The organism is Pedobacter sp. AW31-3R, from assembly GCF_052180285.1.
GTDB lineage: Bacteria > Bacteroidota > Bacteroidia > Sphingobacteriales > Sphingobacteriaceae > Pedobacter.
In genome coordinates, this window is the sequence record NZ_CP197475.1 from 6,233,736 (window position 1) to 6,251,843 (window position 18,108).

The window sequence follows — 18,108 nt, forward strand, 5'->3', positions numbered from 1 at the left end:
AGAGCATGGAAAAAAAAGCGATTCTAGCAGGAGCAAGCGGATCTATAGGCACGAGTTTATTACAACAGTTATTAACAGACGCTGATTATAGTGAAGTGCTGGTGATCGCCCGTCAGAAACTGGCAGTGGATCACCCCAAACTTAAACAGCTCATCGTTAATTTTGACCAGTTGAAAGACCATGCAGCAGAAATTACAGGAACTACCGTTTTCTGCTGCCTCGGTACCACAAAGAGCCAGACGCCCGATGAAGTGCAGTACCGGAAGATAGATTACCAGTATCCACTGGATATGGCCTGGATTGCGCATAAAAACGGAGCAGAGAGTTATCATCTCGTATCCGCCATGGGGGCGAATATCGATTCTTCCATCTTCTATAATAAAACAAAAGGGGAAACAGAACAGGATCTTAAGACTGTTCCCTTCAGGAGTATCCATGTTTACCGTCCCTCCCTCCTGAAAGGCCAGAGGACGAAAAAACGCTTCCTGGAAGGCCTGATGAATATCATTATGCTTGTCATTAACCCCCTGCTGATTGGAGGCTTAAAGAAATACAGGAGTATTAAGGTGGAAGACGTGGCCAAAGCGATGCTGCGGCAGTCACTGGTAGACAAAAAAGGATATTTCATTTATGAATCGGACAGGATTCAGGAACTAAGTAATAATTAATGGCTGCAGACTGATGATAATTCCTGCGATGCAATAAACAGTGAGCATTTTGATCACCCTGTAAATTTACAATTATACGACTCCCTGTCCTATTGAATTAATTATATTTGTGTATGGATATTCAAACTATAGTAGTCGGACTTTTATTTGCTGCCGCCTTGTTTTACATAGGCCGTATCATTTATCGTGCTGTATCCCCTAAAAGCGGAGGATGCGCATCAAACTGTAAATGTGGTGTAGATTTTTCCAATATCGATGTCAAGAATAAATAGTTTTTATCTATATGTCAACGTTCGATCAGTTTAAAGCGTACTTAAGTAAAAAAATTACCATAACCGATGAACAATTTGATTTGATATCGGGAGACATCAAGATCAAAACTTTCGAAAAAAATAAGGTTATCCTTTCTCCCGGCGATCTCAATGCCAAAACATTTTTTGTGACCGAAGGATTGATGCGCTGTTATTCTATCGATGCCAAAGGCAAAGCCAATATCATCCAGTTTGCTCCTGAACTATGGTGGATTTCGGAAAGAAACAGCTTCTTTAATGCCCCCTCCGATTTTTATATCGATACCATAGAGCCAACCACAGCCCTGATTATTCCAAGAAATTATTTCAATGACGCTGCAGTACATGTGCCCTGTATGCATGACCTGAACAATAACATGCTGAATAATTCTATCCGCTTTATGCAGAAAAGAATCAATATGCTGTTAAGTGCCACTGCAGAAGAGCGGTACCTCGATTTTATCAAACTCTATCCCAACCTTACCCTCCGGGTACCACAATGGATGATTGCCTCCTATCTGGGTATCACCCCGGAATCCCTAAGCCGTGTACGTAAAGACCTCGCCAACAAACACTTTAAAGCTTAACCATTTCTTATCATACATCAACGTATAGCTGCCGGCAGAATCCTAATTTTGGGTATATCAATTACCAATTCTAAAAAAACAAATTATGGCAACTACTAAATGGGTATTGGACCCAACCCACAGTGAACTTCAATTTAAAGTGAAACATTTAATGATCACTACCGTGACAGGAAGCTTTAACGAATTTTCAGCAGAACTGACGACCGACAGCGAAGACTTTGAACATTCAGCGATCTCTTTCCAGGCTGGCGTGAATTCTATTGATACAGGTAATAAAGACAGGGACGGTCACCTCATCAGCGCAGATTTCTTCAATGCAGAAGAATTCCCTGCTGTTTCTTTTGTCTCTACTTCATTTAAAAAAGTGGATGGCGACTATAAATTAGAAGGCGACCTGACCATTAAAGGCGTGACGAGAGCCGTTTCTTTAGCCGTTGAGTTTGGTGGTACTGCACAGGATCCATGGGGAAATATCAAGGCAGGATTTACTTTAAGCGGTAAAATCAACAGGACTGATTTCGGTCTTACCTACAATGCTGCTTTAGAAACTGGTGGCGTGATGTTAAGTGAAGACGTACGCATTTTAGGCGAATTGCAATTTGCAAAACAAGCTTAACGATCAAATTCATCTGATACCGTTCAACCTAAAAAATTAATCTCATGGAACCCAATTTAAAAGCAGTTTCGGCAGTTTTGAAAACCCCTGCCCCTCATATGGTAGGTGACGGCTTCAATATGAGCAATTTCTTTCCGGGAGGGAACAAAATCAAAATGAGTCCTTTTTTTCTGCTTGACTACCATGTAAAGACCGTATTACCACCCTACGATCAGCCAAAAGGTGTGGGCGTCCATCCCCATCGTGGTTTCGAGACAGTCACCATAGCCTATCACGGTGCTGTTGCCCATCATGACAGCGCAGGCAACAGCGGCATTATTTATCCCGGGGATGTCCAATGGATGACTGCCGGGAGGGGAATACTGCACAAGGAATACCATGAGCAGACATTTTCTGAAAATGGAGGCCCCTTCCAGATCGTTCAGCTATGGGTCAATCTCCCCGCTAAAGATAAAATGACAAATCCCAGGTACCAGCCTATTAAAAAGGAAGATACAGGAAAATATATCTTACCGGAAAATGCAGGTACCCTTGAAGTGATTGCAGGTACTTATGAAGGGATCACAGGGCCAGCCTCTACTTTTACGGATATACAGGTTTATAATGCACAGTTGAGAAAGGACTCAGAACTGACTTTCAGTTTTCCGGAAGTATACAATACCGGTATGTTAATGATAGAAGGCAGTGCAATTATCAACGGGAAGCATCATGCTGCGGTAAATGAGTTCATTCACTTCAGAAATGAGGGAACAACCATCCAGGTAAGGGTTCCTGAAGACAGTGTGATCCTTGTCCTGAGCGGACAGCCGATCAATGAACCCATCGCCCAATACGGTCCCTTCCTGATGAACAATCAGGCAGAGATCAAACAGGCGATCAGCGATTACAACCAGGGTCTCTTCGGGTATCTGGAAGAATAAATCGGGTATCTGAAAGGATAAGAAATAGTCAAACACACATCAATTATAAATCTGCTGAAGGATATACGTTCAGCAGATTTTTTTATTTCAAAAAGGCCATTAAGGTTTCACTCCGGCTTTAGTGGTGTCTGTCTGCAGGCTGTCAATAAGTGTCGTATCAGAAGGAGCCTGTGCAGGCTGCGCTGGTGTAATCGTCGTATCGATACTTACTGAATCAGGGACTTTCTCACTCCCTTTGTCTCCCATCGTACAGGACGACATCAAAAGAACTCCCGTTATTGCGGCTAAAAAATAGGTTGCTGAACTTCTCATCTCTGGTGTTTTCTATAGGTGATCAAACTTATCCGGCTAAAGGCCGGTATTTTTCCTTAAAAACCCGTTAAACGAGTAAATTGTTTTATAAAACCGCTTTCGGCAGTTCATGTGAACCTAAGCTTTCTCTATCAGACAAACGGCATAAGCCACCACTCCTTCTTCCCTGCCAATAAAACCCATCAGCTCATTGGTCGTTGCCTTGATAGAAATATCCTCGACGGAAATATCAATTGCCCGGGCAATATTCTCCTGCATTTGAGGGATATGCGGATTGATCTTTGGTGCTTCCAGACACAGCATCGCATCAATATTCCCTATAGTCCAGCCTTTTTCCGCCAGCAGTTTCACCGTTTCCTGCAGCAAGATCACACTGCTGATCCCCTTCCATTGCGGATCTGTATTCTTGAAATGAAACCCGATATCCCGCAGGTTCGCCGCGCCCAGTAAAGCATCACATATGGCATGCAGCAACACATCAGCATCGGAATGCCCGAATGCTCCCTTATGGTGTTCAAGCGTTACTCCCCCAATAACAAAAGGATGATTATCCTTCAATTGATGTACGTCAAAACCAAATCCTACTTTAATCTTCATGTTGATGTTCTCTTTAAATGTCGAATCCCAAAATTGCACAATAAACTAAATCTTACAGGTATCTGCCTGCAAAAAAATTATGGTTTCTGTAGAAAATTAGCATGGTAAGTGCATGGCAAGGTTAAGCCAGGATGATATTATACAATAATTTTGGTGTATGGACAATTTTTTACGTAATTTTAACAATCAGAATGTACCAATACCTATTTATGAAAAAAACATACTTATATACCTTTGCATTTTTTATAACCTCCTCGGTTCTGATCTCCTGCAAATCCAAAAACGGAGCATCCGAAAAAACGGGTTTGGAGTATAACAAACAGGAAAACGGGGGATTTCAGGTGAATAACAAATTCAGACGTGGTCCGGGTCCGGGCCTTGTTGAAATTGAAGGCGGTGTGTTTGTGATGAGTGGCAGTGCCATCAATATGCCGGGTGAAGAACTGGCAAACTATAACCACAAGCGGGAAACCACAGTATCTTCATTTTACATGGATGAAACTGAAGTGTCCAACAGGGACTGGCTGGAATACCTGCATGCTATCCGCAGAAATTATCCTACAGATTACGAATATTACTACAATGAACTTCCGGATACCCTGGTATGGAGAAGACCATTGTCCTACAATGAACCTTATGTCGACAACTACCTGAGACACCCTGCTTACCAGGATTATCCCGTAGTAGGCGTGAGCTGGGAGCAGGCAACACGTTTTTGTGAATGGAGGACGGATGTCGTTAATGAATCCTTACTGAGAAGTCAGAATATCATGGCCAGCTACAAAGAAGTGAATGGCGATGGCAAAAGACCGAAACAGGCTACTGCAAATGCAACACCAAGACCTGCCGGACAATTCAATACCGATATGTACCTGAATGGCCAGTATGATGACAAGGGAAAAAATGCGCCAAGGGACCTTACTCCTAATGCGACTGCCGCAACAGGTGCTGCAGCTCAGAAAGGTGGCCCGCGCAGAACGGTCAGACTGGAAGATGGTATCCTTAAACAACCTTACCGCCTCCCTACAGAAGCGGAATGGGAATATGCTGCTTTAGGCCTTATCGGTAATACCCAATACGAAAACATCAATAACAATAAAATCTATCCATGGGATGGTTTAGGCATCAGCTCTGCAAAAAGCAAAACACGCGGATTAATCCTGGCCAACTTTAAGCGGACCAAAGGGGATTATATGGGGGTTGGCGGATCCCTGAATGATAAGGGAAGCATAACAGTTTCCGTTCATGCTTATGTACCAAACGATTTCGGATTGTATAATATGGCAGGGAATGTCAATGAATGGGTAAATGACGTTTACCGTACCAATACCTTCGAAGCGGCAGATGCACTGAATCCTTACAGGGGAAATTATTATATGGATAAACAAGTGGCAGATCCTGCAACGGGGAAACTGGCAAAAGACAAATATAACAGACCTGTAATGACCGCTGCCGTATCCGCTAAAAAACAAACATGGGCACAGAAACAAGCTGCTGATAGTGCGGCAAAGGTAAATACTTATGCCGATCAGCGTGGATACCGTGACAGGGACAACCAGTTATATGGTGAAATTACCTTGGTCAACGATAAATCAAGAGTATACAAAGGTGGTTCATGGGATGACCAGGCCATGTGGTTAAACCCGGCTTCAAGGAGATTCCTGCAACAGGATGAGGCGACCGCCGATATCGGCTTCCGCTGTGCCATGACCATGCTGGGCGCATCTGAAATCAGCCCGTATGGTAAACCACAGTTTAAACCGAAAAAACAAAAACCTTTTAACGCCAGGAGGCAATAAAACAGAGAAAATAAAAAAGGGCTGCATCAGATTTTATGATGCAGCCCTTTTTTATTTGATCAATATTTTTACAAGGCCATTTACCTTTATTTTACATCCGGTTAATTGGTGAATACATATTCCACAAGATTGGCACCCATTTTAAGCGCTTCAGCTCTCCGTTCTTCACTATCCCCGGGGTAAGTACCGGAATCCTCCCAGCCATTGCCCAGATCGCTTTCATAACTATAAAAACAAACGATCCTTCCCTCCCAGATCAGTGCAAAGCCCTGGGGCCGCTTGCCATCATGTTCATGTACTTTGGGCAAACCATTGGATAACCTGAACTGCTGGTTGTATAACTTATGGCTAGCCGGCAACTCTACAAAAGACAATTCAGGGAATACCTTTTTCATTTGTATGCGAATGAACTTATCCAGTCCATAATTGTCATCGATATGGAGAAAACCTCCGCCAGTCAGATATTTACGTAAATTCTTTGCTTCCTGATCAGAGAAGACCACATTCCCATGCCCCGTCATATAAACCATCGGATAACTGAACAAGTCGGCACTTCCTACCTCTACCACTGCTTCTTCCCTTGCAAAGTTCGTATGGAGTACCTGGTTACAGTAAGCAATTAAATTGCTGAGCGCAGTAGGGTTACCATACCAGTCGCCACCACCATTATATTTTAATCGTGCCAGTTTGTAAGTAGGCGGCTGAAAACTATACAGCACACACAAGACTACAGGAATGATGAGTAGAAATCTAAATTTCATCGGTTTAAGTAATTCACTTCAAAACAGGCCGCTAAAGCAGCAGTTTCCGTTCTGAGACGTGTATTACCTAAAGTTAAGGGATTAAAGTTATTTTGCAAAGCCAGTTCGATTTCAGCGGCTGAAAAATCACCTTCGGGACCGATAAGAATCAGGTAGCTCCCTCCGGTCTGCGTAATCTGGCTGATGAATTGCCTCGGCTCTCCATCCACACAATGCGCTATCATTCTATAGTCAGCTGTAGCCGTAGCAATGAAATCTTTAAAATTCACCATTTCATTCAGTACAGGATGGTAAGCCTGCAGAGATTGTTTAACCGCTGAAGTAATGACTTTATTCAGCCGATCTTCCTTCACAACCTTTCTTTCTGAACGCTCACAAAGCAAAGGTGTGATCTGGTCTATGCCTATCTCAGTTGCTTTCTCCAGAAACCATTCAATTCTGTCGATATTCTTCGTCGGTGCAATGGCAATATGAAGATGGTGATTTCTCTTTTGGTAACCTGTAGTCGTCTTTAGTACACGAAGTGTCACACTCTTCTTAGACTCTGTGATAATTTCGGCTTCATATAAACCGCCACGCCCGTCAATCAGGTGTACCACATCACCCACTACCAGCCGAAGCACTTTTGTACAATGCCAGCTTTCTTCCTGACTAAGTACATACGTTTCTGAGTTGATATCCGGGGTGTAAAATACGTGCATAGCTGTACTGGAAAAAAAGATTAGTGGTTATCTACCATGTCATTTTTGGCAATGACCAGCTCAAGCTTAATGGTTTCAATATTCTGTTCCGTTTTCTTTAGAATCGTAAACAGGTAACCATAACATTCTTCGCTGTCACCCACCTCTGGTATTTTACCAAAAGCATGTGATACCAATCCGCCCACCGTGTCAAAATCAAGATCTTCGGGCAAATCATGTGGTAAATGTTCATTCACATCATACACCGTAGCATAGGCATTGATGATAAACTCCGTGTCAGACACCTTCTCTACTGTCGGTTTTTCTTCATCATATTCATCCTGGATTTCTCCAACGATCTCTTCCACGATATCTTCCAGCGTCACCATACCAGCAGTTCCGCCAAATTCATCGATGACTATGGCAATCTGGATACGTTTCTGCTGCAGTTCGCTCAGCAGGTCATTGATCTTTTTCGTCTCAGGTACGAAATAAGGCTTTCTGATGATGTCTTTCAATGACCAGTCCATATTTCCCGCCAGCAAAGGCAAAACGTCCTTAGCATGAATAATACCAATGATCTTGTCAATGATATCATCATATACCGGCATACGTGAATACCCTTCGCCAATAATCAGCTGGATAACCTCCTCCTTTGCCGTGGACAGTTCAATACCTGATATCTTGGTACGGGGTACCATGATATTCTTTACCACACGTTCATTAAAATCGAATACATTACGGATCAGCTCATGCTCATTCGTATCCAGTGCCCCACTTTCCTTTCCCTGGTCCAGCAAATAGTACAGTTCTTCCGTACTGTGAACAGACTCGTGCCCCCCTACAGAAGAAATCCCAAATGCCTTCAGGATGATATTTGCGAAACCATTCAGCAGCCAGATAAATGGCCTGAAGACCACATAAAAAACCTGCAGGGGTAAAGCAACAAATAAAGTAGTGGCAACTGGGCGTTGAATAGCAATCGACTTTGGTGCAAGTTCCCCGAAGGTAATGTGCATCACGGTGATAAAACTGAAAGCGATAATTGGTGAGGCCGTTTTAGAGAAGGATTCTATGAATTCCGGATTCTGGCCCAGTGAAGTGAGTAAATTGTGTAACAGATGTTCCATTACGGATTCTCCAACCCAGCCTAGTCCAAGTGATGCCAGTGTAATACCCAGCTGCGTTGCAGCCAGGTAACCATCTAGGTGTTGTGTAATATATTTAGCTATGTTAGCTACCCTATTACCGGATTTAGCTTTAATTTCAATTTGCGACGCCCTGACTTTAACGATTGCAAACTCTGCTGCAACGAAAAAGCCGTTAAGGACGACCAGGAAAAAGGTTAAGAATATCTGCCAGCCCATTAAGAGTTGTTTCTAAATGTTGTATTATAAAGTTCTATACTTTCTTCAATTACCTTATAAGCATAAGACACGCCCATTAGTTTTTCAATAGTAACGTTCTTTTCTTCCAAAGCTTTATAATCCTGAAAAAATCTTACAATTTCTTTCATGGTATGCGGAGGCAATTCAGAGATGTCATTGATATAGTTTACTGACATGTCATTTTTAGCTACGGCAATAATTTTATCATCCTGCTCTCCATTATCCACCATATGCATCACACCAATCACTTTGGCTTCAACAAGGGATAAAGGATATACGTCAACTGAACATAAAACAAGGATGTCTAAGGGGTCATTATCATCACAGTACGTCTGAGGGATAAAACCATAGTTAGCAGGATACATTACTGAAGAGAAAAGCACTCTGTCTAATTTAATCAAATTAGAATCTTTGTCAATTTCATACTTCGCTTTTGATCCTTTAGGGATTTCGATAATCGCATTTACAGATTCCGGCAGATTAGCACCTGGTGAAACATGGTGCCATGGATGGGTAGGGTCTATGTTCATTAATTCGTCAATTATTTATTCGTCAATTTTAGATATATCTTGATTTTTATTTACCACGACCTTCTTTTTTACAAAAGTAATGATCAGTGGAATAGTTGTGATTACAATAAAACCTACTATAATATACAGCAGATAGGCGTCAATTTCTTTTTCAAATCTTTTACCGAGAAAATATCCCAACAAAGTTAAAGATGTTATCCATAAAAACGCACCAGAAATATTATATAGTGCAAATCTTTTGAATTCAAGCTTCACCACACCTGCAAAGATAGGGGCAAAGGTCCTTACAATAGGAACAAATCGTCCCATAATTAAGGCAAAAGCACCCTGTTTGTTGTAATATTCTTCGGCAGCTTTAAGATAACGTTTTTTGAAAAAGAACGTGTCTTTTCTTTCATACAATACAGGCCCCGTTTTTTTACCGAACCAGTATCCTGTGAAATTACCTGAGACAGCACTAACGATCAGGCCAAAAATAAGCACATATATGTTTACATCCAGTTTTCCGGTTGCAACAAACATGCCGGCAAGAAAGAGTAAATAATCTCCTGGCAGAAAAAACCCAAAAAATAACCCAGTTTCAGCGAAGATTACGAACATTACAACGTAAAACCCACCTTCTTTGAGCAATTTTTCAGGATCAACGAATTGATGTAAAGAAGTCCAGAAGTCGTGCATAGTTCAAGTATTCGTAAAACTACAAATAATTTTCTTGAATTGGCTTATATCAGATTTAAAATTACTGAAGGGTAAACTCCTAAAAATACGGTGATTATAACAGAAAGTACCAGGACAACTTTATACTGGAAGGGTGTATCCAGCTCAATTTCCTTACCTTCTTTGAAGTACATGGCTACAATTACTTTCAGGTAATAGTAAAAACCTACCAGTGCATTCAATATCGCGAAAGCCACCAGATAAATCTGGTATTCGTTCATGACATTGAGGAACATCAGGTATTTACCGATAAACCCTGCAGTAAGCGGAATACCCGCCAGTGACAGCATCGCAATCGTCAGTACCAATGCTGCTAAAGGATTACGTTTAGCCAGTCCGTTGAAGCTCTCAAAGCTATCTCCACCAGTCTTCTGTTTCACCAGGATCAGTACGGCAAAAGCAATGATACTTGCAAAGGTATAGGCAGCGGCATACACCAGTACATTGTTCGATGAAGAAGCCGTTAAGGTAATCAGGGAGAACAATAAGTAACCCGCATGAGAAATACTGGAATAGGCAAGCATCCTTTTGAAGCTTTTCTGAAACAAGGCAGTAACATTACCGATGAACAGGGTCAGGCAAACGATGGCCAGCAATGAAGGCATCCAGAAATCGTGCAGCGGTGCAAAGGTTCCTGCAAATAAGCGCAGAAATGCAGCGAAACCGGCCGTTTTCACGACAGTCGACATAAAAGCGGTAATCAGTGAAGGAGCCCCTTCATATACATCAGGCGTCCAGAAGTGAAATGGTGCCGCACCGATTTTGAAGCACAGTCCAATCATCATCAGGATCAATCCCGGATAGAACAATGGAGAAATGGTCTGATGGTGGTTCACCAAATAATCGTTGATCACCTTCAGGTCAAATGAACCTGTAGCACCATACACCAGTGTAATCCCGAACAACAGGAAACCTGTAGAGAAAGCACCCATTAAAAAGTATTTCAGGGAAGCCTCATTCGAAGCAAAATTATTTTTACGGATACCTGCCAGGATATACAGGGCTACAGACATGATCTCTATACCGATAAACAGCATCGACATATTGGTATAGGACACCATGATAATGATCCCCGACAAGGCAAACAGGATCAGCGTAAAATATTCCGCTATATTTTCACTGTTTTTCGCAAAGTAGTTCTGCGTCAGCAAAAAGATAAAAATAGTTCCCAGGATCGTAAGAGACGAAAAAGCCAGAGCGAAATTATCCATTTCCAGCATCCCATAGTAACTGGTCTCAGTATTCCATGAGGTAAAGGCAAAAGCCAGGGAAGTAAGTAATCCAACTAAGGTAAGCGGCAATAATGCTTTTCCAGCTTTAAACAAACCTGCGTAAAGCACTACTAAAGCTGTGACAGCAATGGTTATAATGATATTCATTTCCTTAATTTACCGATGTTAATTTTTGGTTCACGTGTTCTAATAATTGTTGCACTGAGGCTTCTGATAAATGCAGAATTGGTTTTGGATATACACCAAGTACAATGATCAGGGCACAGATAATAAATAAGACAACCTGCTCCGATCCTTTGATATCGGCAAAACCCAGGGTAAGCTCATTCGTTTTACCGTACATGATGTGCTGATACATTCTCAGCATATAAACGGCACCGAAAATAATCGTTAATCCCGCAAATACCACCATCCATATATTATACTGATAAATACCTATCAGCAACAAAAACTCTCCGATAAAACCGTTTGTTCCCGGCAAGGCAACTGTACCGAAGACAATAATTAAAAATGCGATGGCCAGTTTTGGTGCTTCCTTAGCGATACCACCCAGCTCAGCAATCTTATTCGTTTTCAGCCTTGAATAGATAATATCCAGAACGAAGAACAAACCGATCACATTCACCCCATGGCTCAGCATCTGGATCATGGCCCCCTGTAATCCCTGAATATTCAGGGCAAAGATACCGGCAGAGATCAGGCCAACGTGCGCAATAGAAGAATAAGCCACCAGGCGTTTTGCATCCTTTTGCATGAAGGCAATAACCGATGCATACACCACACCAATAATGGATAAGATAATGGCCAGGTGTCCCCATTCCTGCACTCCTGCCGGAACAATAGGCAATAGCCATCTGATCACCCCATAAATACCCATTTTCAACATGATACCGGAAAGCAGCATCGTACCTGCGGCAGGTGCTTCCGTATAGGTATCAGGCTGCCAGGTATGGAAAGGAAAAACAGGCATCTTAATCGCAAAGGCAATGAAGAAAGACCAGAAGATCCATCCCTGCTGTACAGGATCGAGGTTCAACTGATAAAAAGCCTGGATATCAAAATTATTAGCCGGGTTCTGCAGGTACAGGTAAATGATACCCAGCAACATAAACAATGAACCCGCAATGGTATACACAAAGAACTTCATGTTTACCGCAATACGGTCTTTTCCGCCCCATATCGCACAGATAAAGTAAATCGGAATCAATGCCGCTTCCCAGCCAATATAGAAAAGAAAAGCATCCATCGCAGTAAACACCACCAGCAGGCCGGCCTGCATAAACAGGATCAATGCGAAAAATGCAGAAGGGTTTTTATACTCATGCTGATAAGAAGCAAGGATAATAATCGGCACCAGGACATTGGTCAACAATACCGTAATTAAACTGATCCCGTCAATCCCGGCATGGAAATGAATTCCCAGCTCCTGGATCCAGGGAAGGTTAACCATAAACTGTGTGCTTGCATCAGGGCTAAACTGACCGGCAGCAACAAGTGCCAGTGCCAATGAAGCTACAGCGAAAACCAGGGCCGTATGTTTTGCGGCATTGCCGGTAAATGCTGTAACCAGCGCACCAACTAACGGTAGAAATATAAGAAGTAGTAACAGCTGTTCCATTATGTTTTTTTGGTCGATCCTTTATAGAGATAAATAAGTATACAATAACAATGAGATGATTCCGGCTACCATCATGAAAATATAGAAGCCAACATTACCCGATTGCAATAACCTGACTCCTTTACTCGCTTCTGAGGTACCCCATCCTAATCCATTTACAATACCATCTACTATCTTCTTGTCAAAAACACGGTAGAAAAATATGGAAATAGCATCCAGAGGTTTTCTGATCAATGCATCGTAAACCTCATCGATATAAAATTTATGGTAAGAAAGTTTGGCAAGGAATGAACGTTCCCCTTCATCTGCCACAGGCACATGATTTTTCTTCACATATTTAGCATACGCAATACCAATCGCAATCAGCACACCAACGACAGACACCGCCATCAGGGCATATTCTGTAGCATGGTCAGGTGCTTCACCATGGTGGCTGATTACCGGAGCCAGCCAGTGCGATAACCAGTGGCTTCCCCCCAGTGATTCCGGAACACCCAGTATCCCGCCAATGGCAGAAAGAATGGCCAGGACAATCAATGGGATCGTCATGCTTTTAGGCGACTCATGAATTTTCTCTTCTGCATGGTGCGTACCGCGGTAGGTACCAAAGAAGGTCAGGAAAATCATCCTGAACATATAGAATGCGGTGAGGAAAGCGGTGAAAACACCTATTGCCCACATCACCTTATTGTATTCAAACGTATGTGCCAGAATCTCATCCTTAGAAAAGAAACCCGAGAACGGCGGTAAACCTGCAATGGCAATCGTACCAATCAGCATCGTCAGGAAAGTCACCGGCAGTTTTTTACGCAACCCACCCATATGACGCATATCCTGTTCATGGTGCATCGCATGGATGACAGATCCTGCACACAGGAATAACAAGGCCTTGAAAAAAGCATGGGTAATCACGTGGAAGAAAGAACCTGTATACGCACCAACACCTAAACCAAGGAACATATATCCCAGTTGTGAAACGGTAGAATAAGCCAGAACTTTTTTAATATCTGTTTGTGTCAGGGCAATAATCGCCCCCAGCACTGCAGTAGCCAGACCCACAATAGCAATCAGCTGCTGTACCACAGGAGCCAGATCAAACAAGACATTGGAACGGGCAATCATATAGATACCCGCAGTAACCATTGTCGCGGCATGGATCAGCGCAGAAACCGGTGTTGGTCCTGCCATCGCATCCGGTAACCAGGTAAATAGAGGCAGCTGTGCAGATTTACCGCAAGCTCCTATAAACAGGCATAAAGCGATTAAAGCAATCGTCCCATCACCCGGAAGCATATTTGCTGCCAGCGGGAAAACCTTTGCAAATTCCACACTACCAAAAGTAGTGAAGATTAAAAATACAGCGATCAGGAAGCCAAGGTCACCAATACGGTTCATGACAAAAGCCTTTTTTGCTGCCGAAGCATAACTGCTGTTGGTATACCAGAAGCCGATCAGCAGGTAAGAACAAAGTCCTACGCCCTCCCAGCCAATAAACATCACAATATAATTCGATCCCAGTACCAGTAAAAGCATGAAAAAGATAAACAGGTTCAGGTACGCGAAAAACTTGCCGAAACCAGCGTCATCATGCATATAACCTGTAGAATAAATATGGATCAGGAATCCGATACCTGTTATAATCAACAGCATGATCGAACTCAGCGGATCAATTAAAAATGAAAGCGGAATTTTTAATCCACCGGCATTGATCCAGTCGAACAGGAAGATCTCATGTGATTTGGTCACATCACTGCCCAGTTCAAGAAAAATGCCCACACTAATAAGGAAAGACAGGAATATCACCCCACTTCCAATAAAGCCGATTACGCCTTTAGACAGTGTGTTTCTTCCGAGACCGTTGATTATAAAGCCTATAAAAGGGATTAAAGGAACCAGCCAAACTAAATTTATCATCTTGTATTATTCTTTATAATTACCACTTAAGGCGATTCAGTACATTAATATCTGTAGATTGTGTATTTCTGTAGACCATCACGATAATACTCAGTCCTACTGCAACCTCTGCAGCGGCCAGAGCCATGATGAAGAATACGAATACCTGACCCGAAGGATCATTGCTATGTACAGAAAAGGCGGTTAACAATAAATTGACCGAATTCAGCATTAATTCTACCGACATAAAAATCACGATTGCATTTCTGCGGGTCAATACCCCGATCACCCCAATCGTAAAAATAATTGCACTTAGCCAGATGTAATGGTTAAGTGGAACTCCCTGTAAATCCTGAGTTAAATTCTCCACTATACTTTTTCTTTTTTAGTTAACAACACTGCACCCACCATAGCTGTAAGCAATAAGATTGATGACAACTCGAAAGGCAGCATAAAAGGACCGAACAATTCCTTACCCAGGTTCTTTACCAGACCAAGGTTCGGATTTCTTAACACCAAAGGGTCAGAAATAGCTGTAGCCTTCAGTGATCCTGCCAGGGTCACCAGCAGACAGCAGCCGGCAACAATACCCACTACCTTTAGTAAATTAGACTTAAATGCCTCATTCTCCTTATTCAGGTTCAGCAGCATCAGTACAAACAGAAAGAGTACCATGATAGCGCCCATGTAAACAATAAAGTTTACTACAGCTAAGAACTGTGCGTTAAGCAGAATGTAATGGACCGTGAACGTAAAAAAAGTTACGATCAGATAAAGCACACTGTGTACCGGGTTCTTTGCGAAAATCACCATCAGTGAAAAGAATATGCTTAAAGTAGCGACCAAATAGAATACCGATGTACCCATTTATTATGTTTGTTTAGATTTATATACAAAGCCACATGGCTTCAATTCTTTTATTTCTTCTCTAAAGGCTGTTCAACCAGTTTATCTTTCCCGTAAATGAAATCTTTACGCAGATAATCTGCCGGAACAATAGGTCCATCCAGGTAAATGGCTTCTTTCGGACAAGCTTCCTCACACAGGCCGCAGAAAATGCAGCGCAGCATATTGATCTCATATACCGAAGCATACTTCTCTTCCCTGTATAAAGCTTTCTCCTCTGGTTTACGTTCTGCAGCAATCATCGTGATCGCTTCCGCAGGACAGGACAGTGCACAGAGTCCGCATGCGGTACAACGTTCACGGCCATCCTCATCCCTTTTCAGGGAATGCATGCCTCTCCAGTTGATCGACATTTCACGCTGAACCTCAGGATATCTTACCGTTGCTTCTTTTTTGAAAAAGTGGCTGATGGTAATACCTAAACCTTTGGTAATTGCCGGCAGGTAAATACGCTCGGCAAAGGTCAGCGGCTTTTGTATTAATACTTTCTTTTTATTGGTCAATGGTTCCATTAAACCTCCTTGTTATATTCCGCAGGGCGGATAGTTAAAACTTCTCTACAATTGCAATCACAATACCTGTGATAATGACGTTCGCTATGGCTAAAGGCATCAGTACTTTCCATCCCAGGTCCATCAGCTGATCGTAACGGAAACGGGGAATCGTCCATCTTACCCACATAAAGAAGAAGATGAAAACAAATATCTTGACAAACAGCACTACAGTACCGATCAGCGGTGCAATCACCGGACCTGCCATTTGTAATACCCAGTCCATACCCGGATAGTTGTAGCCACCGAAATATAAAGTAGCCATTACTGCTGAAGAAACAAACATATTGATATACTCTGCGAACAGGTAAAAACCAAGTTTCATGGAAGAATACTCCGTATGGTACCCGCCAATCAGCTCCGTCTCACATTCAGGTAAGTCGAATGGTGCCCTGTTTGTTTCCGCAAAAGAACAGACAATGAAAATGATAAATCCAAGTGGCTGGTACAGCACATTCCAGTGCCAGCCATGCTGTCCTTCCACAATCTCTTTCAGGCTCATGGAATTGGTAACCAGTAATAATGCAATGATAGAAAGTCCCATGGCGATCTCATAACTGATATTCTGTGAAGCAGCACGTATCGCACCCAACAGGGAATATTTGTTATTGGAAGCCCATCCACCGATCATGATACCATATACACCCAGGGAAACCACACCAAAAATGTACAATACACCTACGTTGATATCTGTTACCTGCAAAGGGATCACTTTACTTCCGATCTGGATATCACTGCCCCATGGAATCACGGCAGTACCGATACAGGCGGTAAAAATAGCCAGTCCCGGTGCCATCATAAACAACCATTTGCTCGACTCCTGAGGAACAATCTCCTCTTTCATCAGCATTTTCAGACCATCGGCAAGGGGTTGGAAAATCCCGAAAGGGCCCGCTCTGTCTGGTCCAAGCCTGTCCTGAAGGAAGGCAGCCACTTTTCTTTCCGCATATGTAGAATACATCGCGATTACCAGACTGATAGCGAAAATAATCACTACCAGTAAAAACTTTTCGATGACGAATGAGATCTCCATTAGAATTTAGCGGTTTTTTCCAGTTCAACTTTATTGGCTTGCTGCAAACGCAGATCTTCCTTAATGACAGGCAATGGGATCATCGTTTCATAGTGGTTAGATGCAATCACGGAACCATCACTGATATGTGTAGGATGTTCAATCACCCAGTCCGACGTTGCTTTTTTATCGAAACGGCAGGTATTGCAGATAAACTCCTCCACCTCACCATAAATATCTTTGCGGGCAGTTACCCTTAATACATTTTCTCCTTTATACCACAGAGTCACTTTACCACTGCAGGTAGGGCAATCACGGTGCGCATCTACAGGTTTGGTAAACCATACCCTATTTTTAAAACGGAACGTTTTATCGGTCAATGCACCTACCGGACACACATCAATCACGTTTCCGGAGAAATCATTATCAACTGCAGTCTGTATATAGGTAGAGATTTCAGAATGGTCACCGCGGTTCAGGATACCATGTACCCGTTTATTAGTGATCTGGTCTGCTGTAAACACACAACGGTAGCATAAAATACACCTGTTCATGTGCAACTGGATCTTGTCACCGATATCTATACGCTCAAAAGTACGGCGTTCAAATTCATATCTTGTTTTTTGCAGTCCGTGCTCATAACCCAGGTTCTGCAGATCACATTCTCCGGCCTGATCACATACCGGGCAATCCAGCGGGTGATTAATCAATAACATTTCCACGACCCCGCTACGTGCTTCCAGCACTTCCGGCGAAGTAATATTCAGGACTTCCATTCCGTCCATCACAGTGGTACGGCAGGAAGCAACCAGCTTCGGCATGGGTCTCGGATCCTTTTCAGATCCTTTACTTACTTTTACGATACAGGTACGGCACTTTCCACCACTGCCTGCTAACTTGGAATAATAGCACATGGCAGGCGGAACGATGTCCCCCCCGATTTGCCTTGCAGCATTCAGGATAGTTGTACCGGGCTCTACTTCAACGGATATACCGTCTATGGTTACCTTAACTTTTTCACTCATTGTTAA

Annotated in this window: 21 protein-coding genes; 6 read left to right on the forward strand and 15 right to left on the reverse strand. The window is 42.6% G+C overall.

Annotated elements, in window-relative coordinates:
* Positions 1-5 precede the first annotated feature (5 nt).
* The 5 genes from ACSBL2_RS25425 (at position 6) to ACSBL2_RS25445 (ending at position 3,081) form a co-directional block, all read left to right on the forward strand.
* Entirely contained in the window at positions 6-668 is a 663-nt protein-coding gene (locus tag ACSBL2_RS25425) for a nucleoside-diphosphate sugar epimerase (protein WP_442589366.1), read from the forward strand.
* A gap of 113 nt (positions 669-781) precedes the next feature.
* Positions 782-940, forward strand: coding sequence for a FeoB-associated Cys-rich membrane protein (locus ACSBL2_RS25430; RefSeq protein WP_442589367.1), 159 nt, complete (start codon positions 782-784; stop codon positions 938-940).
* A gap of 11 nt (positions 941-951) precedes the next feature.
* Complete coding sequence (locus ACSBL2_RS25435; protein ID WP_442589368.1) at positions 952-1,545, forward strand: Crp/Fnr family transcriptional regulator; 594 nt, start codon at positions 952-954, stop codon at positions 1,543-1,545.
* Positions 1,546-1,630: 85 nt separating this feature from the next.
* A complete protein-coding gene (locus ACSBL2_RS25440; RefSeq protein WP_442589369.1) occupies positions 1,631-2,161 on the forward strand; it encodes a YceI family protein in 531 nt (176 codons plus the stop codon).
* A gap of 44 nt (positions 2,162-2,205) precedes the next feature.
* Positions 2,206-3,081, forward strand: a complete 876-nt coding sequence (locus ACSBL2_RS25445; protein WP_442589370.1) for a pirin family protein — start codon at positions 2,206-2,208, stop codon at positions 3,079-3,081.
* A 99-nt stretch (positions 3,082-3,180) separates the two neighbouring features.
* Here the strand turns inward: ACSBL2_RS25445 and ACSBL2_RS25450 are convergent, their stop codons facing one another.
* Together ACSBL2_RS25450 and ispF are read right to left on the reverse strand one after the other, a co-directional pair.
* Positions 3,181-3,393, reverse strand: a complete 213-nt coding sequence (locus ACSBL2_RS25450; protein WP_442589371.1) for a hypothetical protein — start codon at positions 3,391-3,393, stop codon at positions 3,181-3,183.
* A 117-nt stretch (positions 3,394-3,510) separates the two neighbouring features.
* A complete protein-coding gene (gene ispF, locus ACSBL2_RS25455; RefSeq protein WP_442589372.1) occupies positions 3,511-3,990 on the reverse strand; it encodes a 2-C-methyl-D-erythritol 2,4-cyclodiphosphate synthase in 480 nt (159 codons plus the stop codon).
* A gap of 209 nt (positions 3,991-4,199) precedes the next feature.
* Here ispF and ACSBL2_RS25460 point away from each other — a divergent pair, with 209 nt between their 5' ends.
* Positions 4,200-5,789, forward strand: coding sequence for an SUMF1/EgtB/PvdO family nonheme iron enzyme (locus ACSBL2_RS25460; RefSeq protein WP_442589373.1), 1,590 nt, complete (start codon positions 4,200-4,202; stop codon positions 5,787-5,789).
* A gap of 101 nt (positions 5,790-5,890) precedes the next feature.
* On the opposite strand, the gene ACSBL2_RS25465 is transcribed toward ACSBL2_RS25460, so the two are convergent.
* Genes ACSBL2_RS25465 through ACSBL2_RS25525 form a run of 13 tightly spaced genes read right to left on the reverse strand, consistent with a single transcriptional unit; the run spans position 5,891 to position 18,102 of the window.
* The gene (locus ACSBL2_RS25465) at positions 5,891-6,550 is read right to left on the reverse strand and encodes a DUF4159 domain-containing protein (RefSeq protein WP_442589374.1); all 660 of its coding nucleotides are present in this window, start codon (positions 6,548-6,550) and stop codon (positions 5,891-5,893) included.
* A complete protein-coding gene (locus ACSBL2_RS25470; RefSeq protein ID WP_442589375.1) occupies positions 6,547-7,251 on the reverse strand; it encodes a 16S rRNA (uracil(1498)-N(3))-methyltransferase in 705 nt (234 codons plus the stop codon). Before ACSBL2_RS25470 ends, ACSBL2_RS25465 begins: the two co-directional genes overlap by 4 nt.
* Before the next feature lie 20 nt (positions 7,252-7,271).
* Positions 7,272-8,597: a hemolysin family protein gene (locus tag ACSBL2_RS25475; RefSeq protein ID WP_442589376.1), complete on the reverse strand. Its 1,326-nt coding sequence runs from the start codon at positions 8,595-8,597 to the stop codon at positions 7,272-7,274.
* Positions 8,597-9,148, reverse strand: coding sequence for an inorganic diphosphatase (locus tag ACSBL2_RS25480; protein ID WP_442589377.1), 552 nt, complete (start codon positions 9,146-9,148; stop codon positions 8,597-8,599). The genes ACSBL2_RS25475 and ACSBL2_RS25480 overlap by 1 nt, the downstream gene beginning before the upstream one ends.
* A gap of 15 nt (positions 9,149-9,163) precedes the next feature.
* The gene (locus ACSBL2_RS25485; protein ID WP_442589378.1) at positions 9,164-9,826 is read right to left on the reverse strand and encodes a DedA family protein; all 663 of its coding nucleotides are present in this window, start codon (positions 9,824-9,826) and stop codon (positions 9,164-9,166) included.
* A gap of 44 nt (positions 9,827-9,870) precedes the next feature.
* Positions 9,871-11,244 carry an NADH-quinone oxidoreductase subunit N gene (locus ACSBL2_RS25490; RefSeq protein ID WP_442589379.1) on the reverse strand — a complete coding sequence of 458 codons (1,374 nt, stop codon included), beginning with the start codon at positions 11,242-11,244 and terminating at the stop codon, positions 9,871-9,873.
* Between the two features lie 4 nt (positions 11,245-11,248).
* Complete coding sequence (locus ACSBL2_RS25495; RefSeq protein WP_442589380.1) at positions 11,249-12,715, reverse strand: complex I subunit 4 family protein; 1,467 nt, start codon at positions 12,713-12,715, stop codon at positions 11,249-11,251.
* Positions 12,716-12,736: 21 nt separating this feature from the next.
* Positions 12,737-14,629, reverse strand: a complete 1,893-nt coding sequence (gene nuoL / locus ACSBL2_RS25500; RefSeq protein ID WP_442589381.1) for an NADH-quinone oxidoreductase subunit L — start codon at positions 14,627-14,629, stop codon at positions 12,737-12,739.
* A gap of 19 nt (positions 14,630-14,648) precedes the next feature.
* Positions 14,649-14,978, reverse strand: a complete 330-nt coding sequence (gene nuoK, locus ACSBL2_RS25505) for an NADH-quinone oxidoreductase subunit NuoK (protein ID WP_442589382.1) — start codon at positions 14,976-14,978, stop codon at positions 14,649-14,651.
* Positions 14,978-15,475, reverse strand: a complete 498-nt coding sequence (locus tag ACSBL2_RS25510) for an NADH-quinone oxidoreductase subunit J family protein (protein WP_442589383.1) — start codon at positions 15,473-15,475, stop codon at positions 14,978-14,980. The genes nuoK and ACSBL2_RS25510 overlap by 1 nt, the downstream gene beginning before the upstream one ends.
* Positions 15,476-15,525: 50 nt before the next feature.
* Entirely contained in the window at positions 15,526-16,026 is a 501-nt protein-coding gene (locus ACSBL2_RS25515; RefSeq protein WP_442589384.1) for a NuoI/complex I 23 kDa subunit family protein, read from the reverse strand.
* 34 nt (positions 16,027-16,060) lie between these two features.
* Positions 16,061-17,098, reverse strand: a complete 1,038-nt coding sequence (gene nuoH, locus ACSBL2_RS25520) for an NADH-quinone oxidoreductase subunit NuoH (RefSeq protein ID WP_442589385.1) — start codon at positions 17,096-17,098, stop codon at positions 16,061-16,063.
* Positions 17,098-18,102 (reverse strand): 2Fe-2S iron-sulfur cluster-binding protein, encoded by a 1,005-nt coding sequence (locus ACSBL2_RS25525; RefSeq protein ID WP_442589386.1) that lies wholly within the window; start codon positions 18,100-18,102, stop codon positions 17,098-17,100. The genes nuoH and ACSBL2_RS25525 overlap by 1 nt, the downstream gene beginning before the upstream one ends.
* Positions 18,103-18,108 lie beyond the last annotated feature (6 nt).

Coding starts and splice junctions, on each gene's coding strand:
- ACSBL2_RS25490 (WP_442589379.1), bottom strand. CDS start 11,244: ATGAATATCATTATAACCATTGCTGTCACAGCTTTAGTAGTGCTTTAC.
- ACSBL2_RS25450 (WP_442589371.1), bottom strand. CDS start 3,393: ATGAGAAGTTCAGCAACCTATTTTTTAGCCGCAATAACGGGAGTTCTT.
- nuoH (WP_442589385.1), bottom strand. CDS start 17,098: ATGGAGATCTCATTCGTCATCGAAAAGTTTTTACTGGTAGTGATTATT.
- ACSBL2_RS25480 (WP_442589377.1), bottom strand. CDS start 9,148: ATGAACATAGACCCTACCCATCCATGGCACCATGTTTCACCAGGTGCT.
- ACSBL2_RS25460 (WP_442589373.1), top strand. CDS start 4,200: ATGAAAAAAACATACTTATATACCTTTGCATTTTTTATAACCTCCTCG.
- ACSBL2_RS25445 (WP_442589370.1), top strand. CDS start 2,206: ATGGAACCCAATTTAAAAGCAGTTTCGGCAGTTTTGAAAACCCCTGCC.
- ACSBL2_RS25425 (WP_442589366.1), top strand. CDS start 6: ATGGAAAAAAAAGCGATTCTAGCAGGAGCAAGCGGATCTATAGGCACG.
- ACSBL2_RS25510 (WP_442589383.1), bottom strand. CDS start 15,475: ATGGGTACATCGGTATTCTATTTGGTCGCTACTTTAAGCATATTCTTT.
- nuoL (WP_442589381.1), bottom strand. CDS start 14,629: ATGATAAATTTAGTTTGGCTGGTTCCTTTAATCCCTTTTATAGGCTTT.
- ACSBL2_RS25435 (WP_442589368.1), top strand. CDS start 952: ATGTCAACGTTCGATCAGTTTAAAGCGTACTTAAGTAAAAAAATTACC.
- ACSBL2_RS25525 (WP_442589386.1), bottom strand. CDS start 18,102: ATGAGTGAAAAAGTTAAGGTAACCATAGACGGTATATCCGTTGAAGTA.
- ispF (WP_442589372.1), bottom strand. CDS start 3,990: ATGAAGATTAAAGTAGGATTTGGTTTTGACGTACATCAATTGAAGGAT.
- ACSBL2_RS25515 (WP_442589384.1), bottom strand. CDS start 16,026: ATGGAACCATTGACCAATAAAAAGAAAGTATTAATACAAAAGCCGCTG.
- ACSBL2_RS25495 (WP_442589380.1), bottom strand. CDS start 12,715: ATGGAACAGCTGTTACTACTTCTTATATTTCTACCGTTAGTTGGTGCG.
- ACSBL2_RS25430 (WP_442589367.1), top strand. CDS start 782: ATGGATATTCAAACTATAGTAGTCGGACTTTTATTTGCTGCCGCCTTG.
- ACSBL2_RS25485 (WP_442589378.1), bottom strand. CDS start 9,826: ATGCACGACTTCTGGACTTCTTTACATCAATTCGTTGATCCTGAAAAA.
- ACSBL2_RS25470 (WP_442589375.1), bottom strand. CDS start 7,251: ATGCACGTATTTTACACCCCGGATATCAACTCAGAAACGTATGTACTT.
- ACSBL2_RS25440 (WP_442589369.1), top strand. CDS start 1,631: ATGGCAACTACTAAATGGGTATTGGACCCAACCCACAGTGAACTTCAA.
- ACSBL2_RS25465 (WP_442589374.1), bottom strand. CDS start 6,550: ATGAAATTTAGATTTCTACTCATCATTCCTGTAGTCTTGTGTGTGCTG.
- ACSBL2_RS25475 (WP_442589376.1), bottom strand. CDS start 8,597: ATGGGCTGGCAGATATTCTTAACCTTTTTCCTGGTCGTCCTTAACGGC.